General features: G+C 33.1%; 19 protein-coding genes. 5 read left to right on the top strand and 14 right to left on the bottom strand.

The features are described from left to right. Positions 1–505: 505 nt before the first annotated feature. The 8 genes from KUA55_RS05375 to KUA55_RS05340 all read right to left on the bottom strand — a co-directional run bounded on the left by KUA55_RS05375 (position 506) and on the right by KUA55_RS05340 (position 10,770). Positions 506–2,191 (bottom strand): adhesive domain-containing protein, encoded by a 1,686-nt coding sequence (locus tag KUA55_RS05375; protein ID WP_218325156.1) that lies wholly within the window; start codon positions 2,189–2,191, stop codon positions 506–508. Between the two features lie 58 nt (positions 2,192–2,249). Continuing rightward, on the bottom strand, positions 2,250–3,593 hold the full coding sequence (celB, locus tag KUA55_RS05370; protein WP_218325155.1) for a PTS cellobiose transporter subunit IIC: 1,344 nt from the start codon (positions 3,591–3,593) through the stop codon (positions 2,250–2,252). Between the two features lie 18 nt (positions 3,594–3,611). Further along, positions 3,612–4,118: a hypothetical protein gene (locus tag KUA55_RS05365; RefSeq protein ID WP_218325154.1), complete on the bottom strand. Its 507-nt coding sequence runs from the start codon at positions 4,116–4,118 to the stop codon at positions 3,612–3,614. Between the two features lie 9 nt (positions 4,119–4,127). After that, positions 4,128–4,448 (bottom strand): PTS cellobiose transporter subunit IIA, encoded by a 321-nt coding sequence (locus KUA55_RS05360; protein ID WP_218325153.1) that lies wholly within the window; start codon positions 4,446–4,448, stop codon positions 4,128–4,130. Positions 4,449–4,458: 10 nt separating this feature from the next. Next, positions 4,459–6,480: a BglG family transcription antiterminator gene (locus KUA55_RS05355; protein ID WP_218325152.1), complete on the bottom strand. Its 2,022-nt coding sequence runs from the start codon at positions 6,478–6,480 to the stop codon at positions 4,459–4,461. 12 nt (positions 6,481–6,492) lie between these two features. Further along, positions 6,493–6,810, bottom strand: coding sequence for a PTS cellobiose transporter subunit IIB (locus KUA55_RS05350; RefSeq protein WP_218325151.1), 318 nt, complete (start codon positions 6,808–6,810; stop codon positions 6,493–6,495). Positions 6,811–7,141: 331 nt separating this feature from the next. Continuing rightward, positions 7,142–9,148 carry an Ig-like domain-containing protein gene (locus KUA55_RS05345; RefSeq protein ID WP_218325150.1) on the bottom strand — a complete coding sequence of 669 codons (2,007 nt, stop codon included), beginning with the start codon at positions 9,146–9,148 and terminating at the stop codon, positions 7,142–7,144. Positions 9,149–9,348: 200 nt separating this feature from the next. Continuing rightward, the gene (locus KUA55_RS05340; protein ID WP_218325149.1) at positions 9,349–10,770 is read right to left on the bottom strand and encodes an Ig-like domain-containing protein; all 1,422 of its coding nucleotides are present in this window, start codon (positions 10,768–10,770) and stop codon (positions 9,349–9,351) included. 1,291 nt (positions 10,771–12,061) lie between these two features. On the opposite strand from KUA55_RS05340, the gene KUA55_RS05335 reads away from it, so the two are divergent. Next, positions 12,062–14,152 carry an Ig-like domain-containing protein gene (locus KUA55_RS05335; protein WP_218325148.1) on the top strand — a complete coding sequence of 697 codons (2,091 nt, stop codon included), beginning with the start codon at positions 12,062–12,064 and terminating at the stop codon, positions 14,150–14,152. A gap of 584 nt (positions 14,153–14,736) precedes the next feature. Here KUA55_RS05335 and lepA read toward each other — a convergent pair. Continuing rightward, positions 14,737–16,572 carry a translation elongation factor 4 gene (gene lepA / locus KUA55_RS05330; protein WP_218325147.1) on the bottom strand — a complete coding sequence of 612 codons (1,836 nt, stop codon included), beginning with the start codon at positions 16,570–16,572 and terminating at the stop codon, positions 14,737–14,739. 150 nt (positions 16,573–16,722) lie between these two features. On the opposite strand from lepA, the gene KUA55_RS05325 reads away from it, so the two are divergent. Genes KUA55_RS05325 through KUA55_RS05315 form a run of 3 tightly spaced genes read left to right on the top strand, consistent with a single transcriptional unit; the run spans position 16,723 to position 19,097 of the window. Then, positions 16,723–17,940: a GNAT family N-acetyltransferase gene (locus KUA55_RS05325; RefSeq protein WP_218325146.1), complete on the top strand. Its 1,218-nt coding sequence runs from the start codon at positions 16,723–16,725 to the stop codon at positions 17,938–17,940. A 22-nt stretch (positions 17,941–17,962) separates the two neighbouring features. Next, positions 17,963–18,439, top strand: a complete 477-nt coding sequence (locus KUA55_RS05320) for a nucleoside 2-deoxyribosyltransferase (RefSeq protein ID WP_246601422.1) — start codon at positions 17,963–17,965, stop codon at positions 18,437–18,439. Further along, positions 18,426–19,097 (top strand): DUF2238 domain-containing protein, encoded by a 672-nt coding sequence (locus tag KUA55_RS05315; protein ID WP_218325144.1) that lies wholly within the window; start codon positions 18,426–18,428, stop codon positions 19,095–19,097. Before KUA55_RS05320 ends, KUA55_RS05315 begins: the two co-directional genes overlap by 14 nt. Here the strand turns inward: KUA55_RS05315 and KUA55_RS05310 are convergent. From KUA55_RS05310 to KUA55_RS05290, 5 genes are all read right to left on the bottom strand, one after another. Continuing rightward, positions 19,090–19,584, bottom strand: a complete 495-nt coding sequence (locus KUA55_RS05310; RefSeq protein ID WP_218325143.1) for a pyridoxamine 5'-phosphate oxidase family protein — start codon at positions 19,582–19,584, stop codon at positions 19,090–19,092. The two genes, KUA55_RS05315 and KUA55_RS05310, sit on opposite strands and share 8 nt — an antisense overlap. A 90-nt stretch (positions 19,585–19,674) precedes the next feature. Beyond that, positions 19,675–20,355, bottom strand: a complete 681-nt coding sequence (locus KUA55_RS05305) for a beta/alpha barrel domain-containing protein (RefSeq protein WP_218325142.1) — start codon at positions 20,353–20,355, stop codon at positions 19,675–19,677. 37 nt (positions 20,356–20,392) lie between these two features. After that, positions 20,393–21,004 carry a glycoside hydrolase family 73 protein gene (locus tag KUA55_RS05300; RefSeq protein WP_218325141.1) on the bottom strand — a complete coding sequence of 204 codons (612 nt, stop codon included), beginning with the start codon at positions 21,002–21,004 and terminating at the stop codon, positions 20,393–20,395. A gap of 9 nt (positions 21,005–21,013) precedes the next feature. Continuing rightward, entirely contained in the window at positions 21,014–21,787 is a 774-nt protein-coding gene (locus tag KUA55_RS05295; protein ID WP_218325140.1) for a M15 family metallopeptidase, read from the bottom strand. Positions 21,788–21,819: 32 nt separating this feature from the next. After that, a complete protein-coding gene (locus tag KUA55_RS05290; protein ID WP_218325139.1) occupies positions 21,820–22,347 on the bottom strand; it encodes a hypothetical protein in 528 nt (175 codons plus the stop codon). Between the two features lie 115 nt (positions 22,348–22,462). On the opposite strand from KUA55_RS05290, the gene KUA55_RS05285 reads away from it, so the two are divergent. Then, positions 22,463–23,419 carry a Gfo/Idh/MocA family protein gene (locus tag KUA55_RS05285; protein WP_218325138.1) on the top strand — a complete coding sequence of 319 codons (957 nt, stop codon included), beginning with the start codon at positions 22,463–22,465 and terminating at the stop codon, positions 23,417–23,419. The last annotated feature ends 10 nt before the right edge of the window (positions 23,420–23,429 follow it).

Here is a 23,429-nt window from a genome sequence, read left to right as displayed (position 1 = left end):
GTAAATTATTTTCGGTCTAATCTTGAAGTAAAAATAATGTGATATTCACTCATCCATTTTGTATGTCGTATAATATTTGAGTTGTAAGAATGATATTTTTTGTATAACCAATGGTTTCTACCTGCACAGCATATGTTTTTTTATTTTAAGCAAAGTCCATACGAAACTCGGCTTTTTAGGACCAATAAATGAAAAGGCTGCAGACAAAAATTTGTCTACAGCCTCCTCTAACAAAATTAATTGCTAGAATTTATTCTCAAAAGTTAATCAATAATAAATGATTCAATCATATTTTAAAGAATTACAAAGGTAGAATTTGACTCGTTGCTAAAATCAACTTTTATCCAAAAAAATTTTTGGATTAACACTGATCTAAAAATTAAGGGAAGTAATATTTTTCATTTAAAAATATATTGATCTATCATTATCACCATTAACTCCATTGAAACACATTAATTTATAAATATAATTATTTATATCTACTTTTTATAATAATAACTGAAAATTAATTTTCGATAATACTATAAAACGCTTCTTTTTCGTCAGTCCACCCCCTTAGTATAAGATTGTTCCTCTCTTCTATAGAACTAGTAAAGTGATGTGATCCAGGACCACTAGCATTAGGATTAAATACTCGATAAATAGAATTATTTTGGTCTTTGTCAATGTTTGAATAAAAACCAATCCCTTCATTTTCCCAACCTTGTTCTATAATTCTCTCAAATTCATCTAAATCTTTTGTGTAAAAGTGCTCTCCTGAATTTGGGTTATATGAACGATACACAATAACACCTTCAGAAGGTGTTATCCATGCGATATCTTCATCCATCCAACCATTCGATATTAAATCGTTTAACTCAGTTTTATCTTTTGTATATAGATGCTCCCCTGAGTTTGGATTATATGCACGATATAAAGGAATATTTTTATCAGATTTAGTTGGTAAATAAAATTCTAACGGCATACTTTCATTTCCTGATTTATCTGTTGCTTTCACAACCAATTTACTTCCGGGATCTGCTTTTACATCCAAGGAAATTTTTCCTGCAGTTTTACCATCCGCTGTTCCCGGGACAGAATTTGAACTTGTAAGTATCGTATCTTCGTTATTGTAGACAGTAATAATAGAACCTGATTCAGCAGTTATGTCAAAAGAAAATCCATCTTTTTCAGCATTAATATTACTAACAATTGGAACGTTTGGAGCAATAATATCAGAAAAAACTAGTGGTATGATATTATTTCCCTGCTTCTCAAAAAGATTGATTGAAATTAGATTAGATTCATCTATTGAGGCAAAGACTTCAGTTACAAGTCCATTTGGTGCATTATTTTTAAACCAATTTTTGTCGAGATTTAAACTTACAGGGAAAATTATTTTAGAAGATTTTAAAATTGCCGCATCACCTAGCAATTTCACAAATTCAGGCACCATATTTATCTGATTAGGAAATTGATCCAAATAAGCATTTACAATCATTTTTACAGGTAATAGTGCAATATTTATTACAGGAACTAACACAGGTCTAGATGCCCCCTGCATTTCAAAAGTACTAATTGCCGACTTCAAGTGGGAAACAATTTCATAAACTTTAGTAGCTAACAATTTTATTGTTGCTTCATTGAACTCTGCATTCAGAACTGCTCCATCATCACTGATTACAACTTTTGAAGAAGATTGGACCAAATCTACATTCACTAACTGATTTACAGCATCTAATGCTGTATAAACCTCCTCTGCATTAATGCTAAATCCAAGTAAAGATTGATCATCAATTAGTTGTGATAAAGTCACTAATGCCTTATTTGACTCAGTCAGCAGATCCTTTATCAATTTTACATTTTCTGATAAATCGAGTCCCATTTGAACTGTCACTTGTGCATCAGCTGTTAGTGAAACATATCCTTTTAATTCATCAGGAATCTTAATAGCTGCCGTTTTATTTCCTTTCAATAATAATTGAAACTCTGCAAGTGCTGAATTTTCTACTACGAATTGTCCATAATTTGCACCAATATTTTTAATCTGCTGAAAATCAGTAGTTAATATTGTTTTTTCATTGATATTGCCACCAATAACTGCGGCTTGAGCCGTCTCTTGATTAATAGTCAAAAAATTTGTTGTTTCCGTTCCCACCAATATTCCTGTAAAAAGTGAGGCAACAATAATTCTTTTTAGTTTTCTATTCATATTTTTCATTCCTATTCATAATAATATTATTCATTGTGTTGAATAATATCGATTTACATTACATTTCTCTTTTTTCTTGTTTCACTAATTTTTGATCATAGAAACGGGCAAAAGGTAAATAAATCAAAAATGCAACTAATGCACAAATGAGCGCTACAACAGCAGCTTTCCAATCTCCTCCAGTACTAATAAATGCACCAATACCAACAGGGGATGGCCAAGGCATGTTTGCAATAATTGGTTGAATCATTTCAAATTTTATAGCAAAATATCCAATGCTAGCGGATGCCATGGGTGCTAAGAAAAATGGAATAGCTAAATACAGATTATAGATTAATGGAATACCAAAAATCAAAGGCTCATTAATATTGAAAAACACAGGAACTAGTGAGGCTTTCCCTAAAACTTTTAGTTGTTCAGACTTTGCCATATATACCAAAAATAAACATAAACCGAGGGTTGCACCTGATCCTCCTATAGTTACAAAAGCGTTGTTAAATTCTCCAGCTAGTGGAATATGTGCTCCTTCTGTATTAGCCGATAAGTTACTTAAAAGAATTGGTGAAATTAACGGGAAAATTATATTAGCCCCATGAATTCCTACTAACCATAATGCGTGGACTAAAAAATAAATAGCAATTATACCTAACCAACTATTAGTTAATTTTGTTACAAAACTAAATGGTATCGCTATCATTTGGAAGATATCTGTATTAAAAACAGTTAAAATCCCAATAATTATTAAAACAACAAAAGCTACTACAAAAGCTGGAATTAGCGCCGTGAAGGCACGAGTAACACCTTCTGGAACTGAATCTGGCATTTTAATTACCCAGTTCTTCGTCACACATAATCGATACAATTGAACAGCAATAACAGCCATGACAATTCCCGTGAAAATACCAATAGTACCTAATCGAGTAACACCATCATTCCCCATCGCCCAACCATTGATAATCAAATCATCTATATTCGTTAAGCGAGTAATTTGTCCTCCGTCATTTATCAGTTGTGGAATTGATAAAAAGAAAGCAAACATCGCTAATAAGGCACCACTGATCGGTGTCATATTTAATTCTTCTTCTTCAGCAATAATTTTAGTATACTCATAGCCTAAAGCCACACAAAAGTACAAACTTAATATGCCCATTGTCGCACTATTAGCTAGCATATATAAATCACTGATTTTAAAAAATGTTGCATTAAATATTCCTTCTAAAGAAGGAAAAGTCAATGGTAAAATATTAAAGACCAAAAACATTGACCCAACAATTGTGAAAGGAATTGCACTTAATCCGGCACCCATGATAGCTCGAACAATTTTGAATTGTGCCAATTTCCCCATTGGTTCCATCAAAGTTTTTTCAAAAAAGCTAAAAAACTTATTACTTGAATCTTCCATAATGATTTCACACTCCTTCTATACATTATTTTTTTCAATAATTTGAATATATTTATAATACTTATCTTTTTGGGTATATATTTTATTTATCATTTGGATCACAATCACAGATAGCGTGATCCCAACAAAAAAAACCAACCATAAAGTAATTTTCACAGAAAAGCTGCTATTCATAAATGGAAATAATTGCGATTGAATTTTTTTTAAAGGTAGTGTAATAATCAGGATAACATTAATCAATATTTGAATTTTTTGATATCGTAAATGATTGTCCAATTGATTGTGTAACTTATCTGAAATAAAGCCATATAATTTAGCGTGTTCAACAATTGCTAATATTGAAAATATTAACAATCCAAAAGGTACTAATGAATACACCCGATTGGACATAAACAATGCTAATCCCCAATATAAATTTGAAAAGAAAAACAGCGCCAAAACATACCTCAAAAGTAAAAAACGATTAAATCTAAAATTCTTAAGCATCATTTTTTTCTTTTGATATTGAATTTTTTGCTCCTCCATCGTCACACCTCATTTCTCCGCTACTTCTTTGTAAAGGTATAACATTTCTATCGCTACCTCTTTTAACGTCATTGTAGTCATTAAATGATCTTGAGCGTGTACCATAATTATTTCTAATTCAATTTTTTTACCTTCTGCATATTTTTGTAAGAGACTCGTTTGAACCTTGTGAGCCTCAATTAAAGCCTCGTTCACGTCATCAATATATTGATGAGCCATCTTAAAATTTTTTTCTCGCATTGCTTTAAATGCTTCATGTATTAGCGTTCTTGCATCTCCACTGCTTAAAATGATTTTAAAGGCAATTTCTTGTAATTTTTCATTGTCCATTTTTTTCCCCTTAATTATTAGATTTTTCTATTCCTCTAATAAACGTATCGATGAAACTCTCAAAACTTTCACATTGACTTAATTGCTTTCGCAGTTGGTCATCTTCCATAATCAAAATCAAAAGCTGACTCACCTTTTCTATCTCAAATTGCTGCAACTTATCTGGTGACAGCAGAAAGACCAGCTGAATTCCATCATATTTCCCATCCCAAATCACACCTTCAGGAACAACAGCAACTGCTACATAGGCTTTATTAGTGACAGCTTCAATCGGGTGAGGAACAGCCAAATAATTTGAAAATACTACCGAACTATACGATTCTCGCAATTTTATTTGTTTGAAAAATATTTCAGCAATTGATCTATTTTCGATTGATTCAATACCATGAACTAATTTCGATAAAACTTGTTCTTTATCTGGTTTTCCTGTTAAGCAATAGAATAATTCTGGCTTAAAACATTTTTTCAACAGAACAATTTTCTCTGAAATATCTTCTTGGATAACATTAGTGATTGCCGTTTTCTGCTCCATAATTTTTAAATCAGCTAATGCCTGGTTGATTTTTTGTATATCCTCCTTATTCAAGAAAACACTAACTTCAAGAATAGGACGATTAAGTGTGATATTTCCTAAATTAATTGAAGAAATAATTAAATCAATTTTAGATAAATCTTGATTAGCAACTTCATAGTAACTAATAACTTTTTCAATCGATATTTTACTCCCGAATTCTCGCTCTAAGCGATTTCGAATCAGTTGTGCGCTCCCAAGTCCTGTCGTACAAATAACTATGACTCTGGCTTTTCTATGATTATAAAATCGCTCCACTGCTGCAATGACATGAATAACTATATACGCCCATTCACTGTCTGTTATTTCATATTTTGTAAAAATCGGCATTTGTGAAAGCTGTTTAACAGTGAGAGTGAATAAATCTGCATATTGACTTTTGATTTCACTGGTTAAAGGATTCTCTATTTTTATCTGATTCTGAAGACGTGTCAGTAATGGTAAGAAATGAACCATCAATCCTTCAATGAGTATTTCATCTTTAGTCAAGTCAAAAGCGCCTATTTGATCAATTTCTACTAAGGATCTTAACAGTTGTTCTCTTATTTCAACTTCATCAAAATATTCTTTGTGAAGAGCAGATCGCCCTGTCACGCGACTTTTTAAATGCATAGTAATAAATTCTGCTTCTTGTTTGGGAAAATGTATTTGATCAGATTCTTCAATCCGAGAAATTATTTTAAGAGCTGTTTTGTATTCGATAGAGTTAAAATCTAAATAAGACTCCAAAGATACATCAATTTCAAATCCATCATGAATTCTTTTTATCGCCAAACCGATATGTAAAACCAAATTATAAACAATAAAATCAGATAACTTGAGCCCCGATTTACGACATTCGTCCAAAACAATCATTACAATTCCCTCAATATTAATTCCTTGTAATAAATTTGAGTAAATAGAAAATGCAAACATATTATCTTGTAAGCGGTCCATAAAAAAGAAACTCATTATAAAATGACGTATGTTTTTCTCTTGCCCAACGATATAAATTCCTTGATTATTCTTACTCTGCAACTCAATATCATAAGGAGATAACAATCTTTTTATTTCCGCTAATTCGTTAGAAATTGTTGAGCGAGAGACAAATAATTCCTCAGCAATATCATCAACATAGATATTACTTTGTTCAAAGAACAAACGATTCAAAATATAATATTGTCTATCATTTGCTATGGATACGTTACCTAAAACCTGTGCTTTTGCTTCTTGTTCAATCTCCCGTAAACAGAAATTACTGAATTTCTTTTTATCACGAATAATTATTTTATAACCACTTCCTTGTTTTGCTTTTATTTCTGCAACTTGTTCTTTTTTTAATGTATCTTCCAACAAATGTAAGTATTTTCGAACTGTGCGGCCAGAGACTTCAAGAGATAATGCAATATCTTGACTAGTTAAGTAATGACCTATTTGTTCTACAAGCAATTTTAAAATTTGAAATTCCCGTTTACTCAACATAGTAATCAATCCTTATTCAATATTCTCTGTAATTAATTGAGCTAATTTTTGTATCCCCGTGGGTACAGGAATGTATGCTTGCGGGGGTATATTAATAGCAGGTTTGCCGTATTTACTGGCCGCTTTTTCTAAACTAGCAAAAAACATTTTAGTTTGCGGGCTTACTAGATATAATTCAAATTCATCTTTATTAATTGTTGTTGTTCCTTGAGACTGGGATGTTGCAGTCACTTCAATATCATTTCCCATATTTTTCAATTCTTTCGTTACCTTTTTTGCAATTACAGAAGAAGACATTCCTCCTGCACAAATAATTAATGCTTTTTTCATAAAACTACCTCCTTCTTCTTTGATGATTTGAAAAAATAATATAAACTATATATCCGAAGACTAACTTATGCATAAATCATATATTTATGATTTGATTATATATTATAAAAGATAATAAATGAATATAGACTATTACCGCATTGATAATGTATTTTTTTACTAAAGATGCCTTAATAACTAAATTTTAATAAGTTCGATCTTTCCTACCAATACAAAAAAAGAGCAGATTTCTCTGCTCTACTTATTATTCGTATCAATTATTATTATTAGTTACCGTAAAATACAATTCCTTCATCATACCATCCATTCTCAATTAGCCATTTCTTTTCTTCTAAGCTTTTTGTTTATTATATAGTCGATAAATCGGTATCCCTTCAGAAGTATTCATTGAATAAAATGCATGCCCCTCTTTCACCCAATTTTTGGAGTATAGATTTTCATATTCAGCTAAACTAGCAGTATAAATATGTTCTCCCGTATTAGGATTATAGGCTCTCCAAACCGGATCTCCAGACTCCGAAGTTATCCACGAGACACCTTCATCAGTCCAGCCATATGAAATTAGATTACTTCTCTCATCGTTTGACAAGGTATAGAAATGCTCTCCACTACTTTCATTATACAATCGATACAAGTTAAAATTCTCTTGATTTTTCTTAACTTCTAAACTAGTTGATGTAGATACTTCACCACTATAGGCAGTAACTTTATAAGTTCCCACAGCAGTGTTTGCATCAGTGTTAATAACCCCATCTTCGTCAACCGATACATTGTGATTATTGGTTGTATTTGCAGAGTCAAATTCCACCTTATACTGAACCTGATTTCTTACCCAATCATCATTGATAACCTGATTATTTTCATCAGTTAACTGTACATTAATTTGAAGTTCGTTTCCTTGCTGCAATTCCATATTTTTATTGAGAATCTCAATTTTTTTAAGAATCGGATGTGTAATCACATTTAATGTGGGCCTAAGATTATTCAAATTATCTATCCCATCTACCTCTTCAACTGTGCCACTAAAGGTATAATTACCCGCCTTGTTTTCATCATAATGAATCATTTCCCAATTTGATACTGGTACAGAAACTTGAGTTCCATCTTCTAACTTGGTATCCACTTCAGTTGGTAAGTCTAATTCATTAACAGAAAGACCTGTGGAAGTATGATAATCAGGTAATTCAAAAGAGCTGATATTTTGCTTCAAAGCAACCTTTAAGAAATTACGCATTGTTCTTTGATATAATTCAGGATCCGTCTCAAATGCTTGTCCATGACCCGCGCCTTCCACAACGAGCTTCTCTTTATATCCAGCACTTGCATTAAATAGATCGTCTGTCCCAATTACATTATCTTCCGTATCTTCACTGCCAATGATAAATAATTTAGGTAACTCATTTTTTGAAACACTATTAAGAGGACTAATTTGATTTAAATTAAAACCAAGTCTCTCTTCAGTTTTCTGATTAAACTGACCAAAAATTGCCGAAACAAACTCCCCTGCATCTTCAGATACCAACCCCTTATATCCACAATCTTCAATATAAGCAAAAACATTAGGATGAGGAGTAGTCTGTGACATCATTGTTGTGGCAGCCCCCATTGATATTCCTTGTAAAACAATTTTTTGATTGGGATTTGTTTGAGCAACTTCATCAGAAATCCATTGATTTAAATCATCTTGTTCATAATAACCAAAGGTAATATATTTACCTTCACTTCCATTCAAAGCACGACTAGCTACCATTAATACATTATATCCTTCATCAGAAAAGAATTTCGCTTGTCTAATCGTATCAAACCAATTCGCTCGATATCCATGATACAATATTGCTGTTTTATCAGCTCCATGGTCAATATATCTACTACGTAGTTTAATCGGATGACTCACTTCATTTCCTCGAATATCTCGATAAGTTTCATGTGCATTAATATAACGATAACTTGTGTTCTCCAAATGATTGTACCAACTTGTAACATACCATTCCGCAGATCCTTCTTCAGGGTCTCCACTAACTATTAAATCGTCATTCATATTCATTAAAGGAATATTTGTGTTAAACATAATGTTGAAAGCGATATCAATTACAAAATCTGGCAATGGTTTATTTGATGACAACAGTTCTTCAGGATTACTGACCCCCTTTTGTATTAGTTCTTTTTCTAGTGTCTCTTTAAATTTTGATTTAAAATCAGGTGAGTCACTTTGGGATACCAATGATCTAACTTCTTCTCCAGTTATTTCTTGACCTTGAGCTGTTTCTTTAGCATCAATCGGTATTCCAATTAAAGAAAATCCCAAACAAGCAGCACATAATAGAACAACTTTTTTCATTATAAATCTAACCTCCATAATTTATTTTTAACTTCATAAAAATAATAAATAAACTTCAAATTACAAAGCAGACTTTTCATTTGTCTTAGAAACAATAAAAAATAGTTTAAAAGGACTAAGCATCAATTTATATTAAACAGTAAAATATTGTTTACCTTATAACCTACTCATAGAAATATTTTAGAAAAATTATTATCCACTTAATTTTCTTGAGACACAACAGTTAAAACTGGCTTCAAATAATCTGGATTAATAATATTTTGATTTTCTATTTCCAATGTTCCACTAAAAGTGTAGCTACCGACTTGAGTGTCATCATAATGAATTGCTTCCCAATTGGATACTTTAACGGCTTCTAGGCTCCCATCATTCAGAATTACAGTAACTTCCTCTGGTAAGTTTAAGTTTTCTACAGCGGTTCCAACAGGAACCTGATGTTCATGAACATCAAACGATACAATTTTTTTATGGAGAATATCTTGTAAAAATCTTTGGACAGTTTGTTGATACAATAGTGGATTAACATTATAAGAATCACCATGTCCAGCACCTGCAACAATCAATTTTTCTTTGGGGCCAATACTGGTGTCATACATCTGTTCAACTGCACTCAATGGAATAAAATCATCTGATCCTCCATGAACAAATAACTTAGGAGTTTGATTGATACTTAAAGCATCAACAGGAGCAATTTGATCAATACTAAATCCTAATGTCATTTCTGTTCTTTGACTGATTTGTTCCACAACGGTATCACCACTAATTTTTTTCAATGACGGGATTAGCTCAGTAAACCCTGCGTAGACATGTTTAATTTCATCCCTTAATGTGGCAAATCCACAATCCTCAATATAAGCAGCCACATTGGGATGGGGATTATTTTGTGACATCATCACTACTGATGCCCCCATCGATACCCCCATTAGTACAATTTTTTGATTTGGTGCAGTTCTCGTTACCTCATCTTCAATCCATTGGTTCAAATCAGATTGTTCACTATAACCAAAAGTAAAATATTTTCCTCCACTTCCATTAAGCGCTCGATTAGAAATCATCATGACATTGTAACCTTCATCAGAAAAAAATTTGGCTGGTTTGATCAATTTATTCCATGGTGTTCGCCAACCATGATTTATTAAAACAGTTGTATCTGAACCATTATCGATATATCTACTCCGAAGCTTAATTGGTCTATTTATTTCATCCCCATGTATATCTTGATAAGTTTCATTAGCTGTAATATATCGATCACTAGTATTATCCAGCTGATCATACCAATTCATCGTGTACCAATCAAAACTTCCTACTTCTGAATCATCTGTAACAATTAGATCATCCTTTAGATTTAGTATTGGGATATTCGCTTCAAATGTCATTCTGAATATGATATTAGCTACTATATCTGGTAATTTCTGATTGTTTGATTCTTCAGTATTATTCATCTCCTCTTCGATAATATCTATCATTTCTTTTTGACTACTAAAATCTGGTTCATCCCGCTCTACTTGAATATTATTTCTTAATGGCTGTTCGTTAGTTTGAATCGTCGCCTCAGCTAATGTATGAGGCGGGGAAAAAAATAGATTGCCTAACAAAACTAGTATTATTCCTGTTTTTTTCATTTATTAGCCTTCTCCTTCAATTTTTTTATTAAAACAAAACTCTCAAATAATTTGTATATTAATGAATCGCCTTTTAAATAACATTAGTTATTTTATTTCGAATATGCTACAATTTTTTTAATGATTATTTAAGTAAATTTAAAATAGTTCATTTTATTTATTATAAAAATCTCTAAAATCTTTTTCCTTCTTTATGGAATTCCGAGTTTTGATTCTGCTATTGTTCATGAATGGTCTAACGACTATTATTTTTCTTTGTAATTGATACTCACATAGATATTCCATATCTCCTACTGGATAAATTCATCGATTCAACCATAAATATAGTTGTAGAATTTGATTATTTAGATAGATAGTCTTTCTGAATACTGAGATCTAACCTAAAATCAGTTTTCTAACTGACTTAATTTATTTACTATTAAGTAAAAACATTACAAAATAATTAATGACATATACTAATTTTTTAAGTGCATTTGCATACCCACTACTCTATAAGTAAGTAACCATATTGAAATTCAGATTAGTTTGCGACACTCTTATTAATGATTCACCCATATTTGCAAACTTAGTAACACCATTCTTTTATTACCTCTAGTACTAACATCATCGTTTTTACTTTACATATTTAAATCATATTATTCATAAGATCACCTTCTCACTTAATACTATTGTCTATCGATAGATTTTAGTTAATATCTTTTCTCTAATAAAAAGTATATTGGAGAACGTTCTCAAAATGAATAGAACCTTTTTCCACTGCAATGCGGTATATTTTTGAAAAACAGTAGCAGTTCGCATATGTTTAGATTATTTTTTGAACTCAGTGCTAAATATACTTTGAAATTTCATCGTTCGTATTAAATTCAAAAAACTAAAAAAGGCCTGACTATACCAGTCTAAAAAGCCCCTTAGAAGTTAGACCAAAAATCTAACTTTTGAGGGACAGTACCGTCTCTAATAATTTAAAACATTCTTTTATTCCATCTCAGAATACAGATTTACTATGCTCAATATTCGCGATTGTCTAAACTATAAATTGCTCTAGCCTATATTCATTTTCATATTTTCTCAAGTCACTAATTCGGAGAAATTCAAGTTAAAGATAAATACATTAATAATAATCTTTATAGTTTAAAGTATTTAATTTTATTACATACACTAACATTTACATGAAAATACAATTATATTAACATCTTAAGTAAATAATCTTTTTCTAATAGAGAATTTTATCATCCTAAAAATACTATTATATGTTATGTTTATATTAAATATAGTGTAAGGAGTAGATTTGATGAAAAGAAATATTGGTTTATTGCTGATTGCATGTTGTTTTTTAAGTTTACAAACAGCGTACAGTAGTCAGACTTTTGCTGATGAAAAAGCAGATGTGAATTCAGAACAAAAAATGAATGAATTGAAGCAAGAATTAGAGCAAGCCGGAGTAAAAGGTGACAACGTGCCTTTAACGGCAGATGGACAATTGCCTGATGCACTTATTGACTTAGTGATAAATTTTGTTTTTTTAGCAGATAATCCAATTTTAAACTTTAATGAAAATATTGAGATTTCAGAAAATCCAGAGGAAGGGAGTCGTGATTGGTATACCAAAAATTGGTATCAAAGCTTAGACAATATTAGTATCAGAACGATTGAAACAACTGAAACTTATCACGATAGTTCAGGCAATCAGGTAACACATCCAATCAAATTGACTGGTCGTTACATTGACAACAAATCTGATACCACAGCCATTTTGCATCATGGCTACAGAGCAAACTGGAATGATTTAATCCGACAAGCTAAAATTTTTGCGGAAGACGGCTTCAATGTTTTGATTATCTCCAGTCGAGGATTGAATGGCAGTGAAGGGAAATATTTGTCATTTGGTTATTATGAACAAGATGACTTGAATCTATGGATTGATAACGAAGTAAATCAAACTAGTTCAGATCAAAGAATTATTCTGATGGGACTATCAATGGGTGCTTCTGTAACAATGATGTCACAAAAAAATCCTCACCCAAATGTAGCAGCTTATATCGAAGACAGCGGATATGATGTTTTATTCAACGGTGATACTAGTGGTTTTGATGAAGTTTTTGAGCAATTTCCATTCTTAGATTTTATTGACCCTGAACAATTAGCGGAACAAGTAAGTAGACGAACGAAAGCACTTTTAGGATTTAGGCTGGAGGAAATTGCACCGATTGATAGTTTACAAAATAGCATTCCAAAACTTTTCATTCATGGTCGCGCAGATACAGGGACACCCGTCAGTGTTGCTGAAGAATTATATGCAAAAAGTCAAGGATACAAAGAATTGTTAACAGTCGAAGGAGCTGAACACGCGGCCTCTTACGAAGCAGATCCAGAATTATATACGCAGACTTTACAAGCATTTTTAGACAAAGTGCTTAGCAGAAATATCAGTTCTTTCAATCAAACTGAACAACATATCTTAACTGGTCAAACCGTAGATACATTGAATTTACCAAAAAACGTTACTATGACTTTAGATGATGGTCGTCAACAAGAAGTATCCGTTTCAAAATGGGATACAAAAAATTATGATGAAAAAGTCCCTGGAAAGTATACTTTTACTGGTGAAATTGAAAATTCAGATGTGACTATCAAGAATCCAAAAAATCTTCAACCTACTGTAACAATCATCAGTCATCCGCGACCGGAAAAAATTAGTATTCTTAACAACGAACTTGAAATTAGTCAAGGTAATCAATTATCCATTAACTCAGAAATTCTAGATGGCAATCAGAAACCAATCACTGATTCTTGGATTACGAATCAAATTAAGTATCAATTAGTATCAAAAACAGCTGATTTAACGAATAATCCGAGTGCAACAATTGATGAAACAGGTTTGATTGATACTCAAGAAAATACGGCGACTGGTGATTATAATTTGACTATTCTTTTCAATGAAGAAATAAAAAAAGAGATAACTGTAAAAATTACCAGCAATGGTCAAAATCTTTACCGTTTGTATAATCCAAACACTGGGGAACATTTTTATACTTTATCAACAAAAGAAAAAAATCATTTGATTTCTATAGGCTGGCATGACGAAAAAAATGCATGGATGACACCCACTTCAGGAAAAGAGGTTTGGCGTTTGTACAATCCAAATTCTGGAGAGCATTTTTATACTGCCAACAAAGATGAATACAATCAACTAGGTAATATCGGGTGGCGTCAAGAGGGTATAGCTTTTTATTCTGCCGAGAGTAATGGACAACCAATTTATCGTGTCTATAATAAAAATCAGACGGCTTTCAATCATCATTACACCAGTAATGTAGAAGAAAGAGATCATTTATTAAGACTTGATTGGCAAAATGAAGGTGTTGCTTTTTATGGAAAATAATTTGTAAAAGAAGAAACGAGTTATCGATAGTCTATTCCAGACTGTAGGCAAAAATCCAAAATTTGGATAAAGTCTACAGTTTTTTTATGTATTTAAATTCTTTAAAAAGACAGTGTCAGTAGTGGATATTTTTAAAAAAAGATACATCTAATTAACCTCGACCAGAAAGAACAGTTACTGGACAATTCAATAATTTTATCTTTATTATATATATCTGTCTTAATTTACAATGTATTAATAAGACGGTTTTTTCATCTGAAGTATTGGTTATCCGTCAATCATATTTTGCTATTGTTAAACAATTGATATTTGTTATTTTAGCTAATTTTTATCCTTTTGAATATTTATTTCCCTACTATTTAGCTGTTCCTTCTGATTTAGTAAAGAAAAAAAGAGCATCTCCAAAAGAAGATGCTCTACTCGTACCTTATGAAAATAAAAACCCCAACACGAAAATGTTCATTTTTGTTACAACCTAATGCTAGCGACAGCTGAATCGACAGCATTAAGTCAATTTAAAAACATTTATTCATTTTTTAGTAACTTAAAAAAGCTGATTTAATAGGATTTTCATTTTAAAAATTTTATTTCTTCGGTTGATCCTCATCCATTTTCAAGACAGCCATGAACGCTTCCTGAGGGACTTCCACTGAACCAATTTGTTTCATTCGTTTTTTACCTTCTTTTTGTTTCTCTAATAATTTACGCTTACGAGAGACATCCCCGCCGTAACATTTTGCTAATACGTTTTTACGTAAAGCTTTGATATCTGTACGGGCAACAATTTTTGTCCCAATTGCTGCTTGGATGGGTACTTCAAATTGTTGACGAGGGATCAATGCTTTTAGTTTATCAACGATAGCTTTTCCACGTTCTTGAGCAAATTCTCGATGGACAATAAAGCTCAGGGCATCGACTTTTTCAGCATTTAATAAGATATCCATTTTTACTAAGCGGCTTTCGCGATAACCAGACATTTCGTAATCTAGTGACGCGTAACCTTTTGTGCTGGATTTTAGTTTATCAAAGAAATCAAAAACAATTTCTGATAAAGGAATGTTGTAAACCACGTTTACGCGATAATCATCTAGATAATCCATCGTAACGAATTCTCCCCGTTTTCTTTGAGAGAGGTCCATCACTGCACCAACATAATCATTTGGTACCATGATATTGGCTTTCACAAAAGGTTCTTCAACATTTTGAATTTTTGATGGGTCTGGAAATTCTGCTGGATTATCCACGACAATTTGTGTACCATCAGTTTGATTAACATGATAAATTACTGATGGTGCTGTCGTAATCAATTCTAAATTAAATTCTCGTTCTAAACGTTCTTGCACAACATCCATATGAAGTAAGCCTAAAAATCCGCAACGGAATCCAAATCCTAATGCTTGGGACGTTTCTGGTTCAAATTGTAAAGCTGCATCATTTAGTTGCAATTTTTCTAAAGCTTCTCGTAAATCATTATAACGAGAAGTATCGATTGGATATAGTCCACAATAAACCATTGGGTTCATCTTACGGTACCCAGGTAAAGCTTCTTCAGCAGGATTTTCTGCTAAAGTTACAGTGTCCCCTACCCGCGTATCTTGAACGGATTTAATTGCCGCTGTAATATAACCTACATCCCCTACCATTAAATAATCTCGTTGAACCGCTTTTGGTGAAAAGACCCCGACTTCTGTGACTTCAAAAGTTTTACCGTTACTCATTAATTGAATACGATCGCCTGGTCTAACGATACCGTCGTTGATGCGGACATTTAAAACAACACCACGATAAGAATCATAAACTGAATCAAAGATTAAAGCCTTCAACGGTGCATTTAAGTCTCCGTTTGGAGCAGGAACGATGGATACGATTTGTTCTAAAATTTCATCGATTCCAATTCCTGTTTTTGCACTGGCTAACACTGCATCTTCGGCATCAATACCAATGACATCTTCAATTTCTTTACGAACACGTTCAGGATCAGCAGCAGGTAAATCAATCTTATTAATTACTGGAACGATTTCCAAATCATTATCAAGCGCCAAATAAACATTTGCTAAAGTTTGGGCCTCAATTCCTTGAGCCGCATCTACTACTAACACCGCACCTTCACAAGCAGCTAGTGAGCGCGATACTTCATATGTAAAATCGACATGTCCCGGTGTATCAATTAAATGGAATATATAATCTTCTCCATCATTTGCAGTATAGTGCAATTCAACAGCATTCAATTTAATCGTAATGCCACGTTCTCTTTCAAGATCCATTGAATCTAATAATTGATCTTGCATTTCACGAGAGCTCACTGTATTGGTTTGCTCTAAAATTCGATCGGCCAAGGTAGATTTCCCATGGTCAATATGGGCAATGATTGAGAAATTACGTATCTTCTCTTGCCGTGCTTTCATTTCTTCTATATTCATAAATAGTTCCTCATTTCCTTTAGTCAGCAATTTCAATTATACCAACCAATACCGATAAAAAAAAGTCTTTTCCCCGAACTGCTTTAAAAAGAGAAAAATAATGCTGGTTTTGCTATACTAGTTCTGTAATAAACAATTGGAGATGAAAGAATGGACAATGATTTTAATCGAGAATTAGTTTTGAAAAAAGTTGGACAAGAACACTTAGCCCAATATGACGAATTATTGAGTTATGTTTTTCAAGTCACCGAAAGTGATATTGAAAGCAGCGGTTACGAAAATAAAAGAGAAATGGTTCGAGCAAAAAAACCAGTATTAGAGCAATCAAAAGTTTTTGGTTGGTTTAATGGTGATCAATTAATCTCACAGATTGCTATCTATCCTTGCCAAGTAAATATTCACGGCAAAGTTTTCGAAATGGGTGGTGTCACTGGCGTGGGTACTTATCCTGAATATGCCAATCATGGTTTAATGAAAGACCTAATTTCACTAGCTCTTAAAGAAATGCGAAAAGACAAACAATGGATTTCTTATTTATATCCTTATAACATCCCTTACTATCGTCGTAAAGGTTGGGAAATTATGTCTGATAAACTTTCCTTTAAAATTCGTGATACGCAATTACCTAAAACGGTTGATGTACCAGGAATTGTTGAACGAAAAGATGTCGATGATCCAGATGTTTATAAAGTTTATAATGAATTCGCATTGCAAAATCATGGCGCAATGATCCGTAAACCGTTAAACTGGGATGAATACTGGCGCTTTGAAAATCAAGAAGAACGAACAGCTGCGATTTATTATGATCAAAAGCAGCAGCCAATGGGTGTGATGTTTTATTGGATTGAAGAAGAAGTATTTCATATTAAAGAGATGTATTATTTAAATCAAGCAGCAAGAAATGGTTTGTGGAATTTTATCAGTGCGCATTTTTCAATGATTTACTGGGTGCAAGGAGATATTTTTAAAAACGAACCATTATCATTTTTATTAGACGATAGCGAAATAACCGAAACCATTGCACCTTACTTTATGGCTCGCATTGTCGATGTGAAAGAATTTTTAATGGCTTATCCGTTTTTCAAACCAGTCGCTGATTTTTATTTTGAAGTCAGTGATCCAGCAGCGGAATGGAACAATGGTATTTTTGCTTTAAGCTGGGACGAAAACGAACGATTGACTGTAACAGATCAGCCAAAAGGTCAAAAAGTTAAACTAGATATTCAGACTTTAACTTGCATGATGATGAATTATCGCAGAGCTTCTTATTTGGCACGAATCGAGCGCTTAGAAGCTGATAAAAAAGCCATCTCACTCTTAGAAACAACATTACCTGATATGGAGGCGTATTTTAGTGACTATTTCTAAACATATTTATTTTGCAGCACCAATGTTTGCCAATAGCGATTTGCGGTACAATGCTTATTTGGTGAAAAAAATTCGTCAATTAAATCACCAAGTGACAGTTTATCTTCCTCAAGAAAATGGCGATATTAATGAAAAATCCGCTTATGCTGATAGCAAGATGATTGCTCAAGCAGATGCTGATGAAGTGTTAAAAAGTGATTTATTAATTGCTATTTTGGACGGTTTAGTAATTGATCCCGGTGTAGCATCAGAGATTGGTATTGCTTTTGCGAAAGAAATTCCAGTAATTGGATTGTATTCTGATACGCGCCAACAAGGTGCGGATAACCAGAAAAAATTAGCTGCTTTACAAGAAACAGCCGAAAATCAATTTCATTATTTGAATCTTTTTACCGCTGGTTTAGTGAAATTAAATGGTCAAATAACCAATAACGAAGAAGACTTTCTTCATGGAATTCAAAAATTTTTAGAAACTGGTGAAATTAATGACTTATCGTAAAATGCAATTAGGATTAGTAGCCTTTGGAACACTCTGCTTTATTTATAATCTCTATGAATTTTTTATTAGTAAATACTCAACAAAACAAGGAATTATCTTTTTGATTGAATGTCTTGCCGGAATTGTCTTAATTTTTCTACCGGAAATCGCTAATAAATTATTGAAAATTGTTATTCCAGATAAAATTGTTTATTTCTACTGGTTTTTCTTAATAATATCAGTCTTTCTAGGAACTTCTCTCCACATGATTTCAATCATTTCTTTTTGGGATAAAATTTTACATGCCGTTAGCCCCATGGTGTTGACTGCCTTAGGGTACGGATTAATCGGTATCTTGATGAAAAATGCTAGCATTAACAAAACTTCTCCATGGCTATTTTTATTGTTTGGTTTTGCTTTTGCCGGAACTTGTGGTGTTTTTTGGGAGTTTTGGGAATTTCTCTGTGACACTGTCGCAAATATGAATTTGCAACGCTATGCGACTTCTGGAGGAACGCTTTTAGTTGGTCGGGCTGCTTTGATGGATACGATGGGAGATTTATTAACCAACACAATTGGTGCTTTGATTATGGGGATTTACGCTTGGTTTGCTAGCCGAAATAAACCAGAATATTTTGAGGGTTATCGCCTATCAATCAGAAAAAAGACGTCTAATTAGACGTCTTTTTTGGTGGATTTTGTTTCATTGTATAGCTATTTAAAGTTATTTTTAAAATACCGGTAATTTTAATCATTTTTTCTGGAATTTCATCATATTCAGCCATCGGAGCTGCGTGAGCCATCAAATCTTCCAGCGCTTGACGTTTTTCAGCTAACTCTTCGATAATTTCCACCTCACCAAAACCAATTAAACTTTGATAAGCATAAGAATAACCAGCTGCATTTCTACCAGTTGCAATCAATTCATGCTTCCCATCCATTTCAATAGCTACCTTTGGATTTTTCTTAATTAAATCAATTTTTTTCCCATCTTTAGCTCCATGAATATACAAAATAAGCTGATCTTCCTGCCATTTTTCAGCAAAATTTACTGGCACAATATAAGGATATTCTTCATCGAAAAAAGCTAATCTTGCAACTTGGGTTTCAGCGACAAATTCTTTGATCGTCTCTAAATCTGTTACTTGTCTTTTTTTCTTTTTCATAAACACACCTCTTTTTTTTATTATACTAGATGATAAAATGAAATTGAATATAAAAAAGACCACTTCATTCATTTGAAATGGTCTTCACCTTTATTTTTCTGATTCTTCTTGCTTCCGATATTTTTTCATTTTCGAACTAAACAATTCTCCATTTGAAGGTGGCGTATATGTTATGGCATTCGCCCCAGCTTCAATTGTTTTTTGAATCGTTTCTTCATCGGGGCCACCAGTGGCAATAATTGGCAAATCAGGATAATTCTCTCGGAAATATTTAACTGTTTCAACCGTATCTTTAGCCGCAGAAATATTGATAACTTTTACACCTGCTGCTAGTTTTTCGTCAATTTTTGAATGAATTGAAGTAACCGTACTGATGATTGGAATATCAATAACGTTGTTGACCTCAGCAATTGTTTCAACTGGCGTCGGTCCGTTTACAACTACTCCAAGACTACCTTGCGCTTCCGCAAACAAAGCCATATACGCTGATCTTTGCCCATGAGTTAAGCCCCCACCAATGCCAGAAAAAACTGGGATATCTGCAGCCTCAATAATACTTTTGGTGATTGCTGGATGTGGTGTAAAAGGATACACAGCGATGACCGCCTCCGCGTCTGTATTTCTGATTATGGCAATATCAGTCGTAAAAATAATTGAACGTATTCTCTTCCCAAAGAAAATAATTCCAGATGCTTCTTTGATAACTTTTGGTACCCGAACAATATCTTGTTTTAAATCTGTCATAATTTCTGGTGCGTCCATTTTCATCATTCCTTCCCAGTACTTCTCTAAATTCATTCTAATATGTTTAGTCGTACTGGTTCAACTGATAGGTCTCAATAACATTAATTACTTTTTGGGCGTAATCGGGATCAGTAGCGTAACCCGCAGTTTGTAGCGCTGTCGCCGCTTCTTGATAATTAGTAGCACTTAACACATTTTTATATAAATCACTGTTCCAATCTGTTCCATTCACAAATAATAACGTATGATCATCCATTGATTCTTCCCAAGATTGATATACACGAAAATTCCCTTGGATGGTAATCCATTGGTCGTTGACATATTCTTGTGTTTCCAAATGGATACTTGATTGGTTACCAGATGATTTTATGCCAAATAAATTATAATATTGACTGGCTAAAGTTGACTGCCCCCAGTTTGACTCTAAAATTGCCTGTCCCAAAATAATACTTGGTAGAATACCATAACTTTGTTGTAATTGCTTTGCGTGGGGTTCCAAAGTCTGAATAAATTCATCATGACTCATATTCTCAATATTGGTTTGACTCTCATATCTATTCAGGCTTGGTAAAATATAGAAAGAAAAAACGCCGGCTAGACCAATCATCAACGCCCCCAAAACAATTAGAGGCGTTGAGATAGTTAGTTTGCGTTTTTTTAGTTTTTTTCTTGGCATAATTTCTCCTTAATTTCCGTTCAATTGATTTAGAAAGGCTTCAAAGGTCATATTACGCTCACTAATATATTCGGCTTCATTTACTCCAACATATCGAAGATGCCATGGTTCATAAGTAATACCAGTTACAGCTTCTTCTCCTTCAGGGTAGCGAATAATAAATCCATACTTGGGTGCATTTTCAGCAATCCATTGGGCGCCTGGTTGTTCACCATAAGCAGAATCTAAAACTGTTGTACTGTAATTGTTGTACCAACTTTGATCAACAACATCAATAGCTAACCCTGTGTGATGTTCACTGAATCCAGGCTCAGTAATTGTTTTTTTAGTTTCAGTATTTGCATCTTCTGCACTATACCCTTGTGCCTCGAGCGTCTGAACATTAGCATTAAAAACTTGTTCTTGTGTTGCAACTGACCGGAAGGCAGAAACAACTACCAACGGATAACCAGCTTCTGTTGCAGCATTAGAAAATTGTTCATAAGCATCAGCTACTCTACTATCTAATTGATGAGAATTATCAGATAACGTTGTTAACTGATCTTCAGCCACCTCGCTAGCAATTTTATTAGAAGGACCCACTAAGACCATATTCCAATCACTGGCTTTTAAATCAGGGAATTCCTTTTGAACCGCTGTTTTTTTTGCTTCAGAATTTTGCGTACTGGATTGTGTGCTTTCGGTTTGGTTTTCAGAAATAGCTGGGCTGGTACTGAAAAAAATTGAGTAGCCCGCCATGCCGAACATGACAATAACTGATAAAATACCTAATAATTGTTTCAACTAAAAAAATCCTCTCATGGTTGTCTACCTTATTAAGATGACGTATAAGCTTCAGTCAAGTTTTCATTGACCCAATCTAATAAGGCTGTTTGTTTTTGTGCAGTCTCAATTTGACTTTGCATATGCGCAGGCAAACGGAAACTTAAAATATCATTATATCCCCAAGTTTGATAATCAATCGATACTCTCAAATCGATAAAATCTCGTGCTGTTTGTTTTTCCCCATTTTTATGAGGAATAAGAGAGACTTCTGCCACACCACTAGCAATCCATTTCCTTGCTACAATCGTCTTCATTTCACGATATTCAGCTACGGCTGTATGGCGTTTTTCAGGAAATAAAATGGCTTGACGAATTACTTTTTGGCTCAGCATCCATTCATAATCACTAAATAAATTTTTAATTTTTTGATTGGTTTCAGCTGAAAAAGTATACTCACCTTGCTTAAAAGCTAACCAACTCGCTTCATCCGCACCCAGTATTTCCTCATAAAAAACTTTTTCGCTACGGTATTGTTCAATAATTGCATTCAACACTAAATCTAAATATACTTGATTCATTTTTTCTTTCCTCCACATCTATTTTACTGAAATTTTCAAAATTGCCTAGTCCTTTACTTAATTGATTGAAATAATTTAAGAATTATTGCTATACTTAAAAAAAGGAGTTGTTTTTATGTCAAAAATACAATGGGGCATTATCGGATTAGGCGGTATTGCTAACGATTTTGCTGAATCTTTCCATCAAGAAGATAGTCAACTAACAGCCTGTGCTTCAAGAAGCTTAGATAAAGCTGAGGCCTTTGCAAAAAAATATAATTTGTCAAAAGCATATGGCAGCTATGATGAATTATTAGCCGATCCTGATATTTCCATTATCTATGTTGCAGTACCAAATCGTCAACATCATGAACACATTTTAAAGGCTTTAAACGCCGGTAAACATGTATTAGCTGAAAAAGCTATTACGATGGATAGTGCTGAACTAAAAGAAGCGATGGTCTTAGCTGAAAAAAATCATTTAATTCTAGCTGAGGCAATGACCATCTTCAATATGCCATTATATCACGAATTACATCGCTTGATAGATACAAATAAGTTAGGAAAATTAAAAATGATTCAGGCACCTTTTGGCAGCTACAAAGAACCTGATCCAAAAAATCGTTTCTTTAACCCTGATTTAGCTGGTGGCGCCTTATTAGATATTGGCACCTATGCTGTTTCCTTTGCACGTTGGTTTATGACTGCCCAACCACAAGTGATTGCTTCAACAATGGTTCCTTTTGAAACAGGTGTTGATGAACAATCTGTGACGATTTTACAAAATAATAAAAATGAATTAGCGGCTGTTACTTTAACTTTTCAAGCTAAGATGCCCAAAAAAGGGATTGTCGCCTTTGAAAATGGTTATATTACTGTAGATGATTATCCCCGCGCAAACAAAGCCGAAATATTTTTCAATGATGGTACCCACGAATTTATCGAAGTTGGTGATAGCAATCAAGCCATGAATTATGAAATCAAGAATATGACTGACATGATAGTTAACAAAAAAACAAATCAATCACTTTTCTATACTAAAGATGTTATCGACTTATTGGATCAAATGCGCCAACATTGGGAAAATAATTAGTCTCTTAAGC

Source organism: Enterococcus alishanensis, assembly GCF_019218635.1.
Taxonomy (GTDB): Bacteria; Bacillota; Bacilli; order Lactobacillales; family Enterococcaceae; genus Enterococcus_A; species Enterococcus_A alishanensis.
The sequence above is the reverse complement of the archived record's forward strand: the minus strand, read 5'-3'. Positions and strand labels throughout refer to the sequence as shown.

What these genes read in the sequence shown, in the direction of transcription:
- KUA55_RS05340 (WP_218325149.1), bottom strand. Translation starts at nt 10,770, where the DNA reads ATGAAAAAAACAGGAATAATACTAGTTTTGTTAGGCAATCTATTTTTT.
- KUA55_RS05365 (WP_218325154.1), bottom strand. Translation starts at nt 4,118, where the DNA reads ATGGAGGAGCAAAAAATTCAATATCAAAAGAAAAAAATGATGCTTAAG.
- KUA55_RS05315 (WP_218325144.1), top strand. Translation starts at nt 18,426, where the DNA reads ATGACTTATCGTAAAATGCAATTAGGATTAGTAGCCTTTGGAACACTC.
- KUA55_RS05310 (WP_218325143.1), bottom strand. Translation starts at nt 19,584, where the DNA reads ATGAAAAAGAAAAAAAGACAAGTAACAGATTTAGAGACGATCAAAGAA.
- KUA55_RS05345 (WP_218325150.1), bottom strand. Translation starts at nt 9,148, where the DNA reads ATGAAAAAAGTTGTTCTATTATGTGCTGCTTGTTTGGGATTTTCTTTA.
- celB (WP_218325155.1), bottom strand. Translation starts at nt 3,593, where the DNA reads ATGGAAGATTCAAGTAATAAGTTTTTTAGCTTTTTTGAAAAAACTTTG.
- KUA55_RS05305 (WP_218325142.1), bottom strand. Translation starts at nt 20,355, where the DNA reads ATGATGAAAATGGACGCACCAGAAATTATGACAGATTTAAAACAAGAT.
- KUA55_RS05360 (WP_218325153.1), bottom strand. Translation starts at nt 4,448, where the DNA reads ATGGACAATGAAAAATTACAAGAAATTGCCTTTAAAATCATTTTAAGC.
- KUA55_RS05290 (WP_218325139.1), bottom strand. Translation starts at nt 22,347, where the DNA reads ATGAATCAAGTATATTTAGATTTAGTGTTGAATGCAATTATTGAACAA.
- KUA55_RS05285 (WP_218325138.1), top strand. Translation starts at nt 22,463, where the DNA reads ATGTCAAAAATACAATGGGGCATTATCGGATTAGGCGGTATTGCTAAC.
- KUA55_RS05350 (WP_218325151.1), bottom strand. Translation starts at nt 6,810, where the DNA reads ATGAAAAAAGCATTAATTATTTGTGCAGGAGGAATGTCTTCTTCTGTA.
- KUA55_RS05300 (WP_218325141.1), bottom strand. Translation starts at nt 21,004, where the DNA reads ATGCCAAGAAAAAAACTAAAAAAACGCAAACTAACTATCTCAACGCCT.
- KUA55_RS05335 (WP_218325148.1), top strand. Translation starts at nt 12,062, where the DNA reads ATGAAAAGAAATATTGGTTTATTGCTGATTGCATGTTGTTTTTTAAGT.
- lepA (WP_218325147.1), bottom strand. Translation starts at nt 16,572, where the DNA reads ATGAATATAGAAGAAATGAAAGCACGGCAAGAGAAGATACGTAATTTC.
- KUA55_RS05325 (WP_218325146.1), top strand. Translation starts at nt 16,723, where the DNA reads ATGGACAATGATTTTAATCGAGAATTAGTTTTGAAAAAAGTTGGACAA.
- KUA55_RS05375 (WP_218325156.1), bottom strand. Translation starts at nt 2,191, where the DNA reads ATGAATAGAAAACTAAAAAGAATTATTGTTGCCTCACTTTTTACAGGA.
- KUA55_RS05355 (WP_218325152.1), bottom strand. Translation starts at nt 6,480, where the DNA reads ATGTTGAGTAAACGGGAATTTCAAATTTTAAAATTGCTTGTAGAACAA.
- KUA55_RS05320 (WP_246601422.1), top strand. Translation starts at nt 17,963, where the DNA reads ATGTTTGCCAATAGCGATTTGCGGTACAATGCTTATTTGGTGAAAAAA.